Below are 16,273 nucleotides of genomic sequence, written 5' to 3' on the forward strand. Positions count from 1 at the left end.
TTTATATTTATTTTTTGTTTAGAAAACGATTAAGAATATTCCAAGCTGTTTATAGGGTTTGTGCTAACAAAAGTATGGATAAAAGGGGGAATTTGTAAAAGAGCCCTATGTAGGTGAATATTACGTCATATGATATCAAATGTGCAAGCTTCGTTCCAAAGACATTCCTATTTATTTACGCCTATTAAATTGAATTTAGCTCTACATGTTGTGGGGCAACGTGCTGATGGGTATCATTTAATAGAAAGTTTGGTTTATTTTAGTCTTAGCGGTGATTGTCTACACTATGCACCTTGCGAAAATAATCAGTTTGTTTTGACGGGACCGTTTGCAAAAGGACTTGTGTCTCATTTAGATAATTTGGTTATTCGCGCACGGGATTTTATGCATAAGACTTTTCCTGAATGTGCTCAACCTGCTTTTTTTCGGCTTGTAAAAACATTACCTGTTGCTTCAGGCATTGGTGGTGGCTCAGGTGATGCAGCTGGGGTTATAAGCATGTTGCGTCAACAGTGGAATCTTGATTGCTCTTACGAAGAATTAGCAAAAATGAGCTTAGTTCTTGGTGCTGATGTTCCCATGTGCCTTTATGCATTAGAATATCGGCAGCCGCTTTTGGTCAAAGGAATTGGTCAAGAGATGATACAACTAAAAAGAGCCTGTTCTCTTGCAATAGTATTGGTTAATCATGGACAAGAGATTTCAACACAAACTGTTTTTAAAGCGTTAGAGAAGCGTCATAATCCTTCTTTAAAAATTAATACAGACGCTTTAAAGAGTGTTGATTCATTGGTTGAAGCTTTACAAGAAACGCGTAATGATCTTTTTTCTTCTGCATTAAAAATAGCACCTCAGTTAGCTGAAGTGTTATCTATATTAGATGAATGTGGGGCTCTTTTTTCCCGTATGTCTGGAACGGGAGCAACTTGCTTTGGCATTTTTAAAAATAAACAAACAGCGCAACAAGCAGCTCTTTTTATCAAATCAATGCACCCAAATTGGTTTGTAAAATCTATCATGACTTTAGGAAATATCTGATAAATAAATATAAAAGCTTTTATTTCGTCATGATTTTATTATACACAATGAAAGAGGAGAACCAAAGAAATGGGTTTTTTATCTTTTGTGCAAGAATTTGCAGAATGTTTGGAGAGCCATTTAAAACTGTAATGCTTGCAAAAAATGATCAGGCTACAGAAATAAATGTATGTTTGTTGTATTTGTGATTTATCAAAGATGTTTAATTTTCCGCTTCAACCAAATTTTTCGTGCGAATTGGATTTGCAAAAACAGGGTTTTTTTCAGATAGCAGGTGTTGATGAAGTAGGACGGGGGCCTCTCGCTGGACCTGTGGTAACGGCAGCAGTTATCTTGGATAAAGACCATATTCCTAATGGGTTAAATGATTCAAAAAAACTTTCTTTTCTCCAACGAGATAGACTTTATCATGAAATTTTGCAAAGTGCATTAGCGGTTTCAGTCGCTAGTCTTTGTGCTCGTACAATTGATCAATCTAATATTAGAAAAGCAACTTTAGAAGCAATGCGTCGCTGTATTATAGGGTTAGCTATTCCAGCCCACTATGTCCTTGTTGATGGACGTGATATTCCTTCTGAGTTGTCCTGTCCTGCAATGGCGTTGATTAAGGGCGATCAGCGTTCGGTTTCAATTGCAGCCGCATCTATTATTGCGAAAGTAACGCGTGACCGGATGATGGAATGTGCAGGACAAGTTTATAAAAGGTATGGTTTAGAGAAGCATGTAGGTTATGCAACGCTAGCGCATCGTACAGCTCTTAATAAATATGGACCAATTATAGGATTACATCGTTATAGTTTTGCACCACTAAAAGATGTGTTATAGAAATGATGTGTCATGACGATTCTACCACTTAATAGTGCTTCGATAAGAGAGGCAATAGCGCTTCTTAAACAAGGGAAGTTAGTAGCGTTACCAACGGAAACTGTTTATGGATTAGCGGGCGATGCAACCAATGGGAGGGCAATTTCTTCTATTTTTTCTACAAAGAGTCGTCCACAAATTAATCCTCTTATTGTGCATGTCAGCGGCATCGAAATGGCGGAACGTTATGTGAAGATTGACTTTCTTTCACGCCAATTAATGGAGGAATTTTGGCCAGGGCCTTTGACATTGGTTTTGCCTTTAAAGGAACAGCATAATATCCATCCTTTAACAACCTCTGGTTTGAATACCTTGGCTGTTCGTTTTCCAGACAGTCGTTTTGCGGAAGTAGTACAACATTTTGGCCGACCACTTGCTGCTCCTAGTGCGAATCAGTCGGGGCGTCTTAGCCCTACTTCAGCTGAGGCTGTTTTTGCATCTTTGGGGGAATCTGTTCCTTTGATATTGGACGGAGGACCCGCTAAAATAGGGCTTGAATCAACGATCATTAAGATTTGTGATGAAAATATTTATCTTTTGCGTCCAGGGGGGCTTGCGGCTGATAAAATTGAAGAAGTTGTGGGGAAGTCTTTAAAACGGATAGATCAAAGGGCGGCGATTGAAGCTCCAGGGATGTTAAAGTCGCATTATGCTCCCAATGCCACGATTCGTTTGAATGTAGAAAAGGTGGAAAATGGTGAAGCGCTTTTAGCATTTGGTTCAAAGCGCGTTATGGGGGCTGAAAATGCCGTTTCTATTTTAAATCTTAGCGAAGATGGAAAGTTGGAAGAGGCAGCCTTTCATTTATTTCAATATATGAAGGAATTAGATTCATTTAAAGTGAGATGTATCGCAGTAGAACCTATTCCATCATACGGATTAGGGGAGGCGATCAATGATCGTCTTATACGGGCTGCGGCTCCAAAGGAGAAACAAACATGGAGCAGAAGTTAATTGAGGGGTTTAGAGAAATTGTTGGTGCTAAGCATGCTATAACAGATCAAGCGTTGATTGCACCGTATTTGCTTGAAGAGCGTGGCCTTTTTCATGGAAAAACACCTTTACTTTTACGTCCATCTTCTTGCGCAGAGGTCTCATTGATTATGCAGCTAGCGAGCAAAACACGCACACCGATTGTGCCACAGGGTGGAAATACAGGGCTTGTGGGGGGACAACAACCAGATGAAAGAGGAGGGAGCGTTCTTTTATCCATGGAACGATTAAATAAGATTAGAACTATAAATCTTGAGGGAAATTTTATTGTTGTAGAGGCTGGTGTTATTTTACAGGATTTACAGAAAAAAGTGGATGAATCAGGTCGTTTTTTCCCTCTTTCTTTGGCATCTGAAGGTTCTTGTCAAGTAGGAGGAAATCTTTCGTCGAATGCTGGAGGGACAGCTGTTTTAGCCTATGGCAATATGCGTGATCTTTGTCTTGGTTTGGAAGTTGTTTTACCGGATGGCCGTATTTTAGATGATTTGCGTTTTGTTAAAAAAGATAATAGCGGTTACGATTTGAAAAATCTTTTTATTGGTGCAGAAGGCACATTGGGTGTTATAACCGCAGCCGTTTTGAAGATGTTTCCAAAAATAAAAGGAAAAGCTGTTGCTTTGGTGGGATTATATAGTCCGGCGAAGGCTTTAGAATTTTTATCTCTGGCTCAAGAATATGGAGGAGGGATGTTGACAGGTTTTGAGCTTATGGGAAATCTCAGTTTGCAAATGGCTTTAGATTATAAGATGTGTGAGAAGCCTCCTCTCCAGCGGAAGCATGAATGGTATGTATTAATGAACATTTCATCTTTGCAAGGCAATGATGAGGCGTTATCAGTACTGAGTATTATTTTAGAAGAAGCTTTAAAGAATGTGGTGATAGAAGATGCAATTGTTGCACAATCTTTAAAACAGCAAGATTTTTTTTGGCAGTTGCGTGAAAGTATATCCTATGCACAAAAGTTAGCAGGAGGGTCCATTAAGCATGATATTGCGGTTCCACTTGCTTCTATTCCTGATTTTATTGCTGAGGCAGCACTTATTGTTGAAGATATTGCTCCAGGAGCACGGGTGATTTGTTTTGGACACATGGGCGATGGAAATTTACATTATAATATTACACAACCTGTAGGAGCTGATACGACGGTGTTCTTGCAGTTATGGTCAAAAATGAATCATCGCATTCATAGTTTAGTTATGGACTATAGAGGTGCATTTTCTGCTGAGCATGGAATTGGTCAACTTAAGCGCGAAGAACTTCGTTCTTTTAAATCGCCTGTCGCATTGGATATTATGCAAGGGATTAAAAAAACACTCGATCCTTTAGGGATAATGAATCCCGGAAAAGTATTATAATTCAAGAATAGTGATCATGTATTTTTGTTTAGATTTTAATAACCAAAAAAGAAACCAGTTGTTTTTTATTCAAACTTTTAATAATCCAATGAGAAAAAGCTGCTAAAGGGTGTATCTTATTTAAGATAAATTGGGATAATGTATATGGCTAATCAATGCTTTAATCAGGCAAAAGCGGTGCTTGAATTTCGGTTAGATCCGTGCCATTTGCCACAAACGACGACATATTTTTCATCCAAAACGGGTAATCAGGTTATTTGTTCATTAAATGAGCGTGGTGTTTCTTTTAAAACGGATATGCCTTCAAGCTTATCGCATTTAATACCCCCTTATCATTTCCAAGGAATTGCAGCACGTACCGTAAAAACGCGTTCAGGAGAAAGAGCTGTTGCACTAGAATTACTTCATGCTGATGAGGAAGCTTGTATACCGCTTTTGGTTTCCAGAGATTTGAATAATGTTCTTCTGGATTGGCGATTATGGGCGGATACTTATGGCCTCCCCATGCTTATGATCAATGAAGATAATCGCATTCTGGTTGTAAAAGATCGTTCTGATTTACATCGTTTTTTTGGTACAACAGCACATTCTAAACAAAAGCGTTTCTTACTTCGTTATAGTAATCCGTTAGGCTTGCGTTTGGTGATTGCGAATCGAGTTGCACTCCAGTAATATTAATATGCATTCATTTTTGTACTACCGTAAGCATTTATCTTGTTGTGCCGTAAAACATCGTTGTTTGGGGCGGTAGTATAAGGCATGTAAACTTCACACATGAAGTATTTTTAGAGGATATGGCGAATATTCTTAAGTTTGCTTGCCGATCTTTGTGTAATTGAAGCATATGAGTGGGAATCAAGAGGAACCTGCTCAATGAGAATCCAGACGTTTACAGATGGGATTTGGTGTGATTTCTGGTTCTTTAAGGCAAAGAGGAAATCAATGATTGTAAATGAGAATTTTTTGACACCATATATTGGCAGCAGGAATCGGTTATGTTAAACGCTTTTCTCGGAGAGGTAAAACGGCTTTCATAACAATAGAAACCGTTTTTTGGCGGTGTAATTTTTAGTTTTCGCCACATCATTAAAACGCGAGCAGATTGCTGGAAGTGTTTTTTACTTTTTTTATAAATCATTTCTCTATGTTGAATGAGAGCTTTGAATATTGCAAAATATTCTTACTTCATCTCTCTCCTATAATCAAAATCATTTTTTTGCACGTTATAAGAAGGGTTAGAGTGTGGATAAAAATCATTAAAAAAGAGTAAACACTCTCTGATAAAGCATTTAGATAGAAAGGGTTATCATAATATTGAGAGTTGGAAAATACAATAATAGTATCGGTTTTTATCTTTATTCCAGAAAGATGGCAGAATGGGTTTATACTATTTGCAGGTAGTATCGTAAAATGGGAGCGACGAGCATGAGAGATATTGTTTAAGAATTTGTACGTGAATAACATCAAGATCTTTTTTTGGCATTTTATTTTTCGTAAAAGCGGAATTTCATTAAAAAACGTAATAAATAAAAGAAATGATACTATATATGTTTTTCTTCAGGGTTTTATAAGAAAGAAAGTGTTTATAAAAGTGATGAGAAAATACGTTTAAAGTAAATACAACAGTAAAATGATCAGTTTATATTACAGTGTCATATTCAGAAAAATTTCCTATTTTATCATGAGTAGATATCCTATTTACAATATTTGATTGTTCAAAGGAAAGCACACTCATTTTTTCAAAATTATAGTCAACGTAAAACAGTAAGAAAATTTGTGTATCATGCTCTTATATAAAATAATCAAATCGTAAAAAAGAATATTCAAAGAATTTAGTTTTCTCGCGCAATGGCTCTCCATCCGATATCACGACGAACAAAACCTTCTGGCCAATCAATACAATCAACAGCTTCATAAGCACGTTTTTGTGCGTGCATAATCGTTTTTCCTGTTGCTGTTATATTGAGAACACGTCCACCATTTGCAATGAGTTCTCCATCACACAATACTGTACCAGCTTGAAAAACTTTCACATTGGGAAGATTGTTTACTTTATCAACGTTACGGATAACAGTACCTTTTTGGGGAGAGTCTGGATAACCATTAGCAGCCATAACAACGGTGAGAGCAGTTTTTTCAGACCACTGAAGAGGCTTATTTTCAAGTTTTCCTTGAGCTGCAGCAAGAAAAATTGGCAAGATGTCATCTTTGAGGCGCATCATTAAAACTTGACATTCAGGATCACCGAATCGTACGTTAAATTCAATTAATTCGGGTCCTTTTTGCGTTATCATTAATCCGACGAAGAGAATACCTTTAAAGGGGGCACCCATTTCTTTCATGCTTTTTAAAGCTGGTTCAACAATTTCTTTGAGGGTACGATTCACTATATCTTGGGTCATGATGGGCGCTGGTGAATAAGCACCCATACCACCGGTGTTTGCTCCAATATCCCCATCACCTACACGTTTATGATCTTGAGCAGATCCAAAAGGAAGAGCAACTTTACCATCACAAAGGCAGAAGAAGCTTGCTTCTTCACCTTCAAGAAAAGATTCTACAACAATTTTATTTCCTGCATCTCCAAATGCACTTTTGAAGCAGGCATCGACTGCGTTAAATGCTTCTTCCATAGTTGTTGCAACCACGACACCTTTGCCAGCTGCTAAGCCATCAGCTTTAATAACAATGGGAACACCTTGTTGATGAATGTAAGCTTTAGCTTTAGAAGCATCATTAAAGCATTGGTAACTTCCTGTAGGAATGTTATTCTTACGACATAAATCTTTCGTAAAAGCTTTTGAACCTTCTAGTTGAGCAGCTTTTTGAGTAGGACCAAATACACAGATGTTAGCGCTATTAAGAGAGTCTGTTATACCCGCAACCAATGGTGCTTCTGGTCCTACAATCACAAGATCAATAGAATGTTTTTTACAAAAATCAATAACAAGGGGATGGTCATCAATGTCTAAATTAATATTTTCACCAAATTCTGTTGTTGCAGGGTTTCCAGGAGCACAATATAACTTTGTTAGCAGTGGTGATGCTGCTATTTTCCATGCTAAAGCATGTTCTCGTCCACCTGAGCCAATAAGAAGAATATTCATTGCTTGCTCCTCTCATAAAAGATGATTAATCTTATCTCCTTCTCATAAGAATGAAATGTCTCTATCGCAAGACCAAAGGTAAATCATTTGATGAAAAAAAATAAAAATATCGCGCATGTTCAATCCTGTGAGAGTCAGGGACGGGTTATGGATGCATCTTCCAAACAATGGGTCTACAATTTTCTTCCCTGTTCTTTATGGTTTTATGCGCAATTGGCGCGTTGGGATCGGCCTATCGGATGGCAATTGTTGATGTGGCCTTGTTTTTGGTCAACAACAATGGCTTTTTTCTCTTATAACATGCATTACGATACTCTTTTATCAATGTTTCTTCATTGGGTTTGGTATCTTTTTCTTTTTTTTCTGGGATCTATTGCTATGCGAGGGGCAGGATGTACTTGGAATGATCTTATTGACCATAAAATTGATGCTCAGGTAGAAAGGACACGTTCTCGTCCATTGCCGACAGGTCATGTGAGTCGGTTTCAAGCAAGAGTTTTTATACTTATACAATGTTTGGTTGGTTTAGTCATTTTATCACAATTTAATAGGTTTAGTTTTTTTCTAGGTATTTCGTCATTGATAGCTGTTGCATTTTATCCTTTTATGAAACGCGTAACATATTGGCCGCAGTTTTTTTTAGGCGTTGCGTTTAATTGGGGGGCATTAATGGGGTGGGCTGTTGTCTTTGGAAGTTTAAGCTGGGCACCAATCTTGCTTTATGTGGGATCAATCTTGTGGACCATAGGATACGATACAATCTATGCACATCAAGATAAAGAAGATGATGCTACTGTTGGTGTTCGTTCTACGGCTCTTCTCTTTGGTAAAGGAACCAAGCGTGCTTTAGTATTTTTGTATGGTGGTTTTGTGGTGTTTGTTAGTCTAGCATTTTATTTAGCTGGAGTCCCTGTTCTTAGCTTTTTGGGGATTTTTATGGCAAGCATCCATATGTTTATTCAAATTAAAGTCATTGATATAGATGACAGTTCACAATGCCTCAGGCTTTTCAAATCTAATTCGCTTATTGGTTTTGTGATTTTTGCTGGTTTGGTATTTGGGGGTATATGGACGATATTTTATCCTGCTGTCTAAAAATAAGTTAGCTAAAATCATAGTTTCTGCTGAATACAGTATTTTCTTTTAAATTAGCTTGTTGCTAATCTGTTTTAAGCGATACAGTAGGAAATATTACCAATGAACTTTTACAGTGAAAATGAAATTCTTCTATTTAAATAAAATGAATCATCTTCTTTTAGAATTTTTCAAATAAAAAATATTTGTTTAACTGTTGGGAAGAAAAAATCTTTATAACGATGAAGTTTGAAGGATTAGGGATAAAGTTTTTGTCTTTTCCAATCGCTGTGTTCAACACAATCGCGTGTAAAAAGCAGACGATCATGTAAACGAAATGGGCGATCGCACCAGAACTCTATAGAAAGGGGTTTAACACGAAATCCAGACCAATAAGGTGGTCGTGGAATATTGCCTAGAGCATAACGCGCAGTATATTGAGCAATTGCTTTTTCGAGCACAAAACGATTGTCTAAAGGTTGAGATTGTTTAGATGCCCATGCACCAATTCGACTACCACGTGGTCGCGATTGGAAATAGGCATCGGCTTCCTGTTGACTTACTTTTTCAACAATTCCTCTAATTCTGACCTGACGACGGAGTGATTTCCAATGAAAACCTAAGGATGCTTTCATTGATTTTAAAATTTCTTGTCCTTTACAGCTTTCATAATTGGTATAGAAGACGAAGCCTTGGGGACTGTAGTCTTTGAGGAGAACCATACGAACATTAGGGAGTCCTGTTTCGTCAACTGTTGCTAATGCCATAGCATTTGGATCATTTATTTCACTTATCGTTGCCTCTTCAAGCCACTTTGCGAAAAGTTCAAAAGGTTTTTGCATTTTCATAAAATGATCATCTGTTGGTATTTTGTTGCTCATAGTTTCTCCAAATATCAGTGAGCATGGGTGAGGCATTTTCTCATTTACTTTACCATCAAAAAGTTACAGTACTATTTTTTCTTATTTTCAAAAAGCCAATGCTATTGTGTATTTCTATGATAGTTTAATCATTTTTACTTTAGCATAGACTACAATGAGCTATATTAAATAAATGTCTCATTTTATCTGGTATTTTAGTTTATTGATAGACATATAAAGAGGAAAGAAGAAATTATTCTCTAGAATAGACTGATGAAGATATAAGGGATATTGAACAACGGATCAGTTGATATTTTAAAAACGAAAAAATTGAAAAGAGGGCAATATGCGTGATCCCTACACGATTTTGGGTGTGGCACGTACCGCAAAATCGCAAGAGATTAAATCGGCATTTAGAAGATTAGCAAAGAAGTATCATCCAGACCATAATAAAGATGATACAAAGGCTAAAGAAAAATTTGCTGAAATTAATCAAGCTTATGAAATTATAGGTGATAAGGATAAAAAGGCACAATTTGACCGCGGTGAAATTGATATGGAAGGAAAACCGCTTTATCAAGCCTATAGTACTGGTGAAAATTTTAGCAATAAACAAAATCCCTTTTCAGGAAGAGCAAAGGGATTTGATTTTTCCTCTTCAGGTGGTGCAGGTTTTGATGCAAGTGATATTTTTCGGGATCTGTTTGGAGGAGGTGGTAGCTTTTCGAATTCCACACACTATAACCGTCCCCAACAAGGAGCACATGTTCGTGCTAATCTTGCTGTAACATTAGAGCAGATGGTTGGCGCAGAAAAGGTGGAAGCTGTTTTTCCAAATGGAAAAAAGTTAAAAATTAAACTTCCAGATTATATTGAAGACGGACAGACTATTCGATTAAAAGGTCAGGGAGAAGAGGTACCTCTTGGGCAAGCAGGAGATGCGTTGATAACCATTCAGATTCAAAAACATCCTCATTTTCGGGTTGAAGGAAGAGCACTCCATCTTGATTTACCAGTTTCTCTTAAACATGCTGTTTTGGGAGCAAAAGAAGAAGTTGAGACGTTGGAGGGACGTGTGGTTTTAACGATTCCTGCTTGGTCAAGTTCTGATCGCGTTTTACGGTTGAAAGGGAAAGGGCTTCGTTTAAAAAATGGTACAAGAGATGATCTTTATGTGCATGTTCGGATTATGTTACCGGAAGGTGAAAATGCCGCGCTAGAACAGTTTTTGCAAATGCAACAAGATTAATTTTAAAATTTTTTTATATATAAAAGCGTAGTTTTTGTTTGATTTTAAACCAATTGCTTGAAGAAAAAGTTGACCTGTGTCATAGGCAGATGAATAATATTAATTTTAAGTAACAATGGGGCAGTGCTGATGGCTAAGGGTAATGGTTTATTGTACGGTAAGCGTGGTTTAATTTTGGGGTTGGCCAATAATCGCTCCATCGCTTGGGGAATCGCTAAAGCGGCAAGTGGCGCAGGGGCAGAGCTTGCTTTTACCTATCAGGGTGAAGCAATGAAAAAGCGTGTTGAGCCTTTGGCTGAAGAATTAAAGGGGTTTGTTTGTGGACATTGTGATGTTTCTGACAGTGTCTCTATTGATACGGTCTTTAGAGAAATAGAGAAGAAATGGGGAAAACTCGATTTTTTAGTTCATGCTATTGGTTTTTCTGATAAGGATGAATTAAGTGGTCGTTATATTGATATCAGCGAATCAAATTTTATGATGACCATGAATATTTCCGTTTATTCCCTAACAGCTCTCACGAAGCGTGCAGAGAAATTGATGCCAGATGGTGGTTCAATTTTGACACTGACTTATTATGGTGCAGAAAAGGTTGTTCCCAATTATAATGTAATGGGGGTTGCCAAAGCAGCTCTTGAAGCGAGCGTGAAATATTTAGCGGTAGATTTAGGTCCTCAAAATATTCGTGTTAATGCTATATCTGCTGGACCAATTAAAACGCTAGCGGCTTCTGGTATTGGTGATTTTCGTTATATTTTAAAATGGAATGAATATAATGCTCCATTACGTCGTACGGTAACAATTGAAGAGGTTGGTGATTCTGCGCTTTATTTTCTTTCAGATTTGTCTCGTTCTGTTACTGGTGAAGTCCATCATGTCGATTCGGGTTATAATATCATAGGTATGAAAGCAGTTGATGCACCAGACATTTCTGTCGTTAAAGAATAAAGTTTGGTTTATAGGATTTTATTGAACAACAGTAATTTGACCAAATTCAAAGTGGCTAAGAGTATTTTGGAGCAAAGAGCTACCTTATATATAGCACACAACATACGTTGTCGTTGTATATATTTGACAGAGAAACGGATCTTTTTTCATGTCGCATAATACATTTGGTCATTTGTTTCGTGTAACAACATGGGGTGAAAGTCATGGTGCTGCTCTTGGTTGTGTCATTGATGGTTGTCCACCTGGAATCATTTTTACTCTTGCAGAAGTTCAAGCTTATCTTGATAAACGCAAACCAGGACAATCAAAATATACAACGCAGCGCCAAGAATCAGATCAAGTAGAGGTTCTTTCAGGGGTTATTGTTCAAGATGATGGCACGACATTGGTGACAACGGGTACGCCAATTTCTCTGTTTATTCGAAACACAGATCAACGCTCGAAAGATTATAGCTCCATTGTTCATCAGTATCGTCCAAGTCATGCGGACTATACTTATGATGTTAAATATGGCATTCGTGATTTTCGAGGTGGAGGGCGTGCTTCAGCACGTGAGACGGCAGCACGCGTTGCGGCAGGTGCTCTTGCGCGTAAAATCGTTCCTAGCCTGATTGTACGGGGCGCTGTGATAGCTATTGGTCCTCATACTATTAATCGCGATCGTTGGGATTGGTCAGAGGTTGATAACAATCCTTTTTTTATACCTGATGCAGAGATGGTGCCTGTTTTTAGTGATTATATCAATAAACTCCGTAAAGATGGTTCATCTGTTGGTGCTGTTGTTGAGATTATTGCAGAAAATGTTCCGGCGGGTTTAGGAGCACCTATTTACGCAAAACTTGATCAGGATATTGCATCATTACTCATGTCAATTAATGCAGTTAAAGGGGTTGAAATTGGTGATGGTTTTGCAGCAGCTCGCTTGAGGGGAGAAGAAAATGCAGATGAAATGCGGATGGGAAGTGATGGAGAACCACTCTTTCTTTCCAATCATGCTGGTGGTATTTTAGGTGGAATATCGAGCGGACAGCCAATTATTGCACGTTTTGCCGTGAAACCTACTTCATCAATTTTGATTCCACGTCGTTCAATTGATGTTGATGGTAACAATGTAGATGTTATAACGAAGGGACGCCATGATCCGTGTGTTGGAATTCGTGCTGTTCCTGTTGGTGAAGCGATGGTCGCTTGTGCTCTTGCTGATCATTATTTAAGGCATCGCGGTCAGGTGGGTTGATTGGAAAGGTAAGTGATGACTTATGATCAGAAGAAAATTATTTCTGCGCTTCGAGCTTTTGAACGCGGTGAAATTGTTGTGGTTACGGATGATGATGGCCGTGAAAACGAGGGTGATTTAACTGTTGCCGCTGTCCATTGTACAGAGGAAAAGATGGCGTTTATCATTCGCCACACAACAGGAATTGTTTGTGCTCCTATGCCAAAAGAAGAAGCGCAACGATTTCATCTTGCTCCTATGGTGCCAGATAATAATTCAGCGCACAGGACTCAATTTACTGTTACTGTGGATTTTAAACATGGGATAACGACGGGGATTTCCGCGCACGATCGCACATTGGCAGTTCGTAATCTTGCTAATCCAAATGCCAGTGCTCATGATTTCGTTCGTCCAGGACACATTTTCCCTTTGATTGCGCATGAAGGGGGGGTTCTTATGCGTTCAGGTCACACGGAGGCGGCTGTCGATTTATGTAAATTAGCTGGTTTGCCGCCAGTTGGTGTTATTGGCGAATTGGTCAATGATGATGGCAGCGTTAAACACGGAGATGAAGTTACAAAATTTGCCCAAGATAATCGATTGCATATGATAACGGTTGCAGATTTAATTGCTTATCGTCAGCGTAAGGAAATGTTAATCAGGCATGTTGGAGAAATGCATATTGAAACACCGGTAGGACCTGCTATTGTTCAGAGTTATCAACTTCCGTGGGAAGCAGTTCAGCATGTTGCAATCATTTTTGGTGATATTCGTGATGGTGAGGATATTCCGGTGCGTTTGCATCGTGAAAACATTATGAATGATGTTTTTGGTCAATCATCAGATATTACCGCTATCATGCGGCGTATGATGGAAAAGGAAAAACGTGGTGTTTTTGTTTATTTGCGTGAAGGATCGGTTGGTGTTGGTCACCAACCAGCTATTAGCATCCAGGAAATGGCAAAAGAAGGTTCAGAAAACCATGTACAGGCAATTGAGCGCGAAGAAGAATGGCGCCAAATTGGTTTAGGGTCACAAATTTTGAAACATTTAGGAATTAGTTCTGTTATTGTTTACGCTTATAAAGAGCGTCATTATGTAGGTTTAGAAGGTTTTGGGATTCGTATATCCAAAACCGATATCTTGTGAGGGTTGCATGAAACAAGAGATAAAAAAGGGGGATATTACAGCGTTAAGTTTTGAGGAAGCACTTAAGCAGCTTGAAGTGATTGTTGAGAATTTGGAACGCGGTGATGTTCCTTTAGAACAATCAATTGATATTTATGAGCGTGGTGAGGCTCTTAAAAAGCATTGCGAGAAACTCTTGAAAGTAGCTGAAGCTAAAGTTGAGAAAATTCAGTTTTCAGAGGGAGGTTCTCCAGAAGGTGTAGAGCCACTTGATCCTGAATAATATTAAATATTTTGGATATTTATTATGAAACTAGGAGATATAATAACCTTTTTTATAGAAAATTAAATTTATTGATTTCTTTTTTATAAAATAAGTTAAAAATGAGGAAATTATAGCTTATCTTAAATAGGAAAGAATATTTTTCAGTAAAAAAGATGCAAACTGTAAATAAGAGTAGAGAAGATATATTTTATCGTTGCGTTTTTTTGAGTTAAGATAATAGAAAGGTTTTTTTTTGTCTCAGGTCTTAACACCATTACTTGACCGTGTTTGTTTTCCGCAAGATTTGCGGGCATTGCCTGAGTCTGATTTGGTACAGTTGGCTGATGAGTTGCGGACCGCAACAATTGATGCGGTATCTGTAACAGGTGGTCATCTTGGGGCGGGACTTGGTGTTGTTGAGCTCACTGTTGCATTACATTATATTTTTAATACACCAGAGGATAGGATTATTTGGGATGTTGGTCATCAAACCTATCCACACAAGATTTTAACGGGGCGTAGAGAAAAAATTCGCACATTACGTCAAGAGGGTGGATTATCAGGTTTTACAAAACGTTCAGAAAGTGTGTATGATCCATTTGGAGCGGGTCATTCGTCTACTTCTATTTCAGCGGGGCTTGGTATGGCGGTGGCAAGTGCTTTGAAAGCAGAGACAAGACGTAATATCATAGCTGTCATTGGTGATGGTGCAATGTCTGCGGGCATGGCTTATGAAGCAATGAACAACGCTGGTGCTTTGGATGCCCGCTTGATTGTTGTTCTTAATGATAACGATATGTCTATCGCACCACCTACAGGTGCTATGAGTGCACATCTTGCACGATTAGTATCTCGTCCTTCTTATCGTCATTTGCGTGAACGCGTAAAGATGTTGAGCGAAAAATTGCCAAAGTTTTTTTTGGATAAGGCACGTCGTTCAGAGGAATTTGCGCGTGGCCTTTTGGTTGGGGGAACTTTATTTGATGAGCTTGGTTTCTACTATGTTGGACCAATAGATGGTCACAATTTAGGGCATTTATTGCCTGTTTTGAAAAATGTTCGTGAATATCCTGATGGTCCTGTTTTGGTGCATATTGTCACACATAAGGGAAAGGGATATCCACCTGCAGAAGCCTCATCTGATAAATATCATGGGGTTAATCGTTTTGATGTCACGACAGGAAAACAGGTTAAAGCATCAAGTAATATTCTACCCTATACCAAGGTATTTTCTAAAGCTTTAATAGAAGAAGCTCACCATGATGATAAGATTGTTGGCATAACAGCGGCAATGCCAACAGGAACGGGTCTTGATTCTTTCGCTGAAAAATTTCCTGAAAGAATGTTTGATGTTGGTATTGCTGAGCAGCATGCCGTAACTTTTGCTGCCGGCATTGCTTGTGAAGGCTACAAGCCTTTTGTCGCGATTTATTCCACTTTTTTACAGCGCGCTTATGATCAGATTATTCACGATGTGTCGATTCAAAAGTTACCGGTGCGTTTTGCGATTGATCGAGCAGGTTTTGTGGGTGCAGATGGTGCGACGCACGCTGGCAGTTTTGATATTGTTTTTTTGACCACTCTTCCTGAATTTGTTGTTATGGCGCCTTCTGATGAGCTTGAACTGATGCATATGGTGCGTACAGCTGCAGCTTATGATCAGGGACCAATTTCTTTTCGTTATCCACGTGGTGAGGGTATTGGTATAGATTTACCGCAACGTGGTGAGTTATTAGAAATTGGAAAAGGGCGTGTTCTGCGTGAAGGAAATAGGATCGCTTTGGTTTGTTTTGGAACGCGGATGTCAGAAGTGCTGATGGCTGCTGATGCGTTAAGTGCAGAAGGATTGTCTACCACGGTTGCGGATGCACGGTTTGCTAAACCTTTGGATAAGGATTTGATGCGTCGTTTGGCACGTGAACATGAAGTATTGGTAACAATTGAAGAAGGCGCAATGGGTGGATTTGGAGCACACTTGCTACAGTTTTTGGCACAAGAAGGGCTTTTGGAGCATGGTTTAAAAGTTCGCACATTAACACTTCCTGATAAATATTTGAATCACGGTTCACCAGAGACAGTTCTTGCGCGTATTGGACTTGATGCTGTTGGTATTATTAACACTGTCTTTACTGCTTTAGGACGAAAAATGCGGACAATGCAGAAAATTCGAGTATGA

The 16,273-nt window shown here is 38.5% G+C and carries 14 protein-coding genes; 12 read left to right on the forward strand and 2 right to left on the reverse strand.

Going from position 1 to position 16,273, the window contains the following annotated elements:
* Positions 1 to 129: 129 nt before the first annotated feature.
* The 5 genes from ACFINF_RS03750 to ACFINF_RS03770 all read left to right on the forward strand — a co-directional run bounded on the left by ACFINF_RS03750 (position 130) and on the right by ACFINF_RS03770 (position 4,922).
* Complete coding sequence (locus tag ACFINF_RS03750; protein ID WP_375619731.1) at positions 130 to 1,038, forward strand: 4-(cytidine 5'-diphospho)-2-C-methyl-D-erythritol kinase; 909 nt, start codon at positions 130 to 132, stop codon at positions 1,036 to 1,038.
* 165 nt (positions 1,039 to 1,203) lie between these two features.
* Complete coding sequence (locus tag ACFINF_RS03755; RefSeq protein ID WP_375619732.1) at positions 1,204 to 1,863, forward strand: ribonuclease HII; 660 nt, start codon at positions 1,204 to 1,206, stop codon at positions 1,861 to 1,863.
* A gap of 12 nt (positions 1,864 to 1,875) precedes the next feature.
* Entirely contained in the window at positions 1,876 to 2,856 is a 981-nt protein-coding gene (locus ACFINF_RS03760) for an L-threonylcarbamoyladenylate synthase (RefSeq protein WP_375619733.1), read from the forward strand.
* On the forward strand, positions 2,841 to 4,250 hold the full coding sequence (locus ACFINF_RS03765) for an FAD-binding oxidoreductase (RefSeq protein WP_375619734.1): 1,410 nt from the start codon (positions 2,841 to 2,843) through the stop codon (positions 4,248 to 4,250). Before ACFINF_RS03760 ends, ACFINF_RS03765 begins: the two co-directional genes overlap by 16 nt.
* Before the next feature lie 144 nt (positions 4,251 to 4,394).
* A complete protein-coding gene (locus ACFINF_RS03770; RefSeq protein ID WP_273787899.1) occupies positions 4,395 to 4,922 on the forward strand; it encodes a DUF6101 family protein in 528 nt (175 codons plus the stop codon).
* Positions 4,923 to 6,082: 1,160 nt separating this feature from the next.
* On the opposite strand, the gene purD is transcribed toward ACFINF_RS03770, so the two are convergent.
* Positions 6,083 to 7,357, reverse strand: coding sequence for a phosphoribosylamine--glycine ligase (gene purD / locus ACFINF_RS03775; RefSeq protein WP_375619735.1), 1,275 nt, complete (start codon positions 7,355 to 7,357; stop codon positions 6,083 to 6,085).
* A gap of 90 nt (positions 7,358 to 7,447) precedes the next feature.
* On the opposite strand from purD, the gene ubiA reads away from it, so the two are divergent.
* Positions 7,448 to 8,452, forward strand: coding sequence for a 4-hydroxybenzoate octaprenyltransferase (gene ubiA / locus ACFINF_RS03780; protein WP_375619736.1), 1,005 nt, complete (start codon positions 7,448 to 7,450; stop codon positions 8,450 to 8,452).
* Between the two features lie 236 nt (positions 8,453 to 8,688).
* Here ubiA and pdxH read toward each other — a convergent pair whose 3' ends face one another.
* Positions 8,689 to 9,312, reverse strand: coding sequence for a pyridoxamine 5'-phosphate oxidase (pdxH, locus tag ACFINF_RS03785; protein WP_273787902.1), 624 nt, complete (start codon positions 9,310 to 9,312; stop codon positions 8,689 to 8,691).
* Between the two features lie 325 nt (positions 9,313 to 9,637).
* Here pdxH and ACFINF_RS03790 point away from each other — a divergent pair, with 325 nt between their 5' ends.
* The 6 genes from ACFINF_RS03790 to dxs all read left to right on the forward strand — a co-directional run bounded on the left by ACFINF_RS03790 (position 9,638) and on the right by dxs (position 16,273).
* Positions 9,638 to 10,540: a DnaJ C-terminal domain-containing protein gene (locus ACFINF_RS03790; RefSeq protein ID WP_375619737.1), complete on the forward strand. Its 903-nt coding sequence runs from the start codon at positions 9,638 to 9,640 to the stop codon at positions 10,538 to 10,540.
* 129 nt (positions 10,541 to 10,669) lie between these two features.
* The gene (gene fabI / locus ACFINF_RS03795; protein WP_375619738.1) at positions 10,670 to 11,488 is read left to right on the forward strand and encodes an enoyl-ACP reductase FabI; all 819 of its coding nucleotides are present in this window, start codon (positions 10,670 to 10,672) and stop codon (positions 11,486 to 11,488) included.
* A 148-nt stretch (positions 11,489 to 11,636) separates the two neighbouring features.
* The gene (gene aroC, locus ACFINF_RS03800) at positions 11,637 to 12,725 is read left to right on the forward strand and encodes a chorismate synthase (RefSeq protein ID WP_375619739.1); all 1,089 of its coding nucleotides are present in this window, start codon (positions 11,637 to 11,639) and stop codon (positions 12,723 to 12,725) included.
* Positions 12,726 to 12,740: 15 nt separating this feature from the next.
* Positions 12,741 to 13,853, forward strand: coding sequence for a 3,4-dihydroxy-2-butanone-4-phosphate synthase (ribB, locus tag ACFINF_RS03805; RefSeq protein ID WP_375619740.1), 1,113 nt, complete (start codon positions 12,741 to 12,743; stop codon positions 13,851 to 13,853).
* A 7-nt stretch (positions 13,854 to 13,860) separates the two neighbouring features.
* Complete coding sequence (locus ACFINF_RS03810) at positions 13,861 to 14,115, forward strand: exodeoxyribonuclease VII small subunit (protein ID WP_375619741.1); 255 nt, start codon at positions 13,861 to 13,863, stop codon at positions 14,113 to 14,115.
* 235 nt (positions 14,116 to 14,350) lie between these two features.
* The gene (dxs, locus tag ACFINF_RS03815; RefSeq protein WP_375619742.1) at positions 14,351 to 16,273 is read left to right on the forward strand and encodes a 1-deoxy-D-xylulose-5-phosphate synthase; all 1,923 of its coding nucleotides are present in this window, start codon (positions 14,351 to 14,353) and stop codon (positions 16,271 to 16,273) included.

The organism is Bartonella sp. TS25HLJMH, assembly GCF_042193505.1.
In the GTDB taxonomy this organism is placed as follows: Bacteria; Pseudomonadota; Alphaproteobacteria; order Rhizobiales; family Rhizobiaceae; genus Bartonella; species Bartonella grahamii.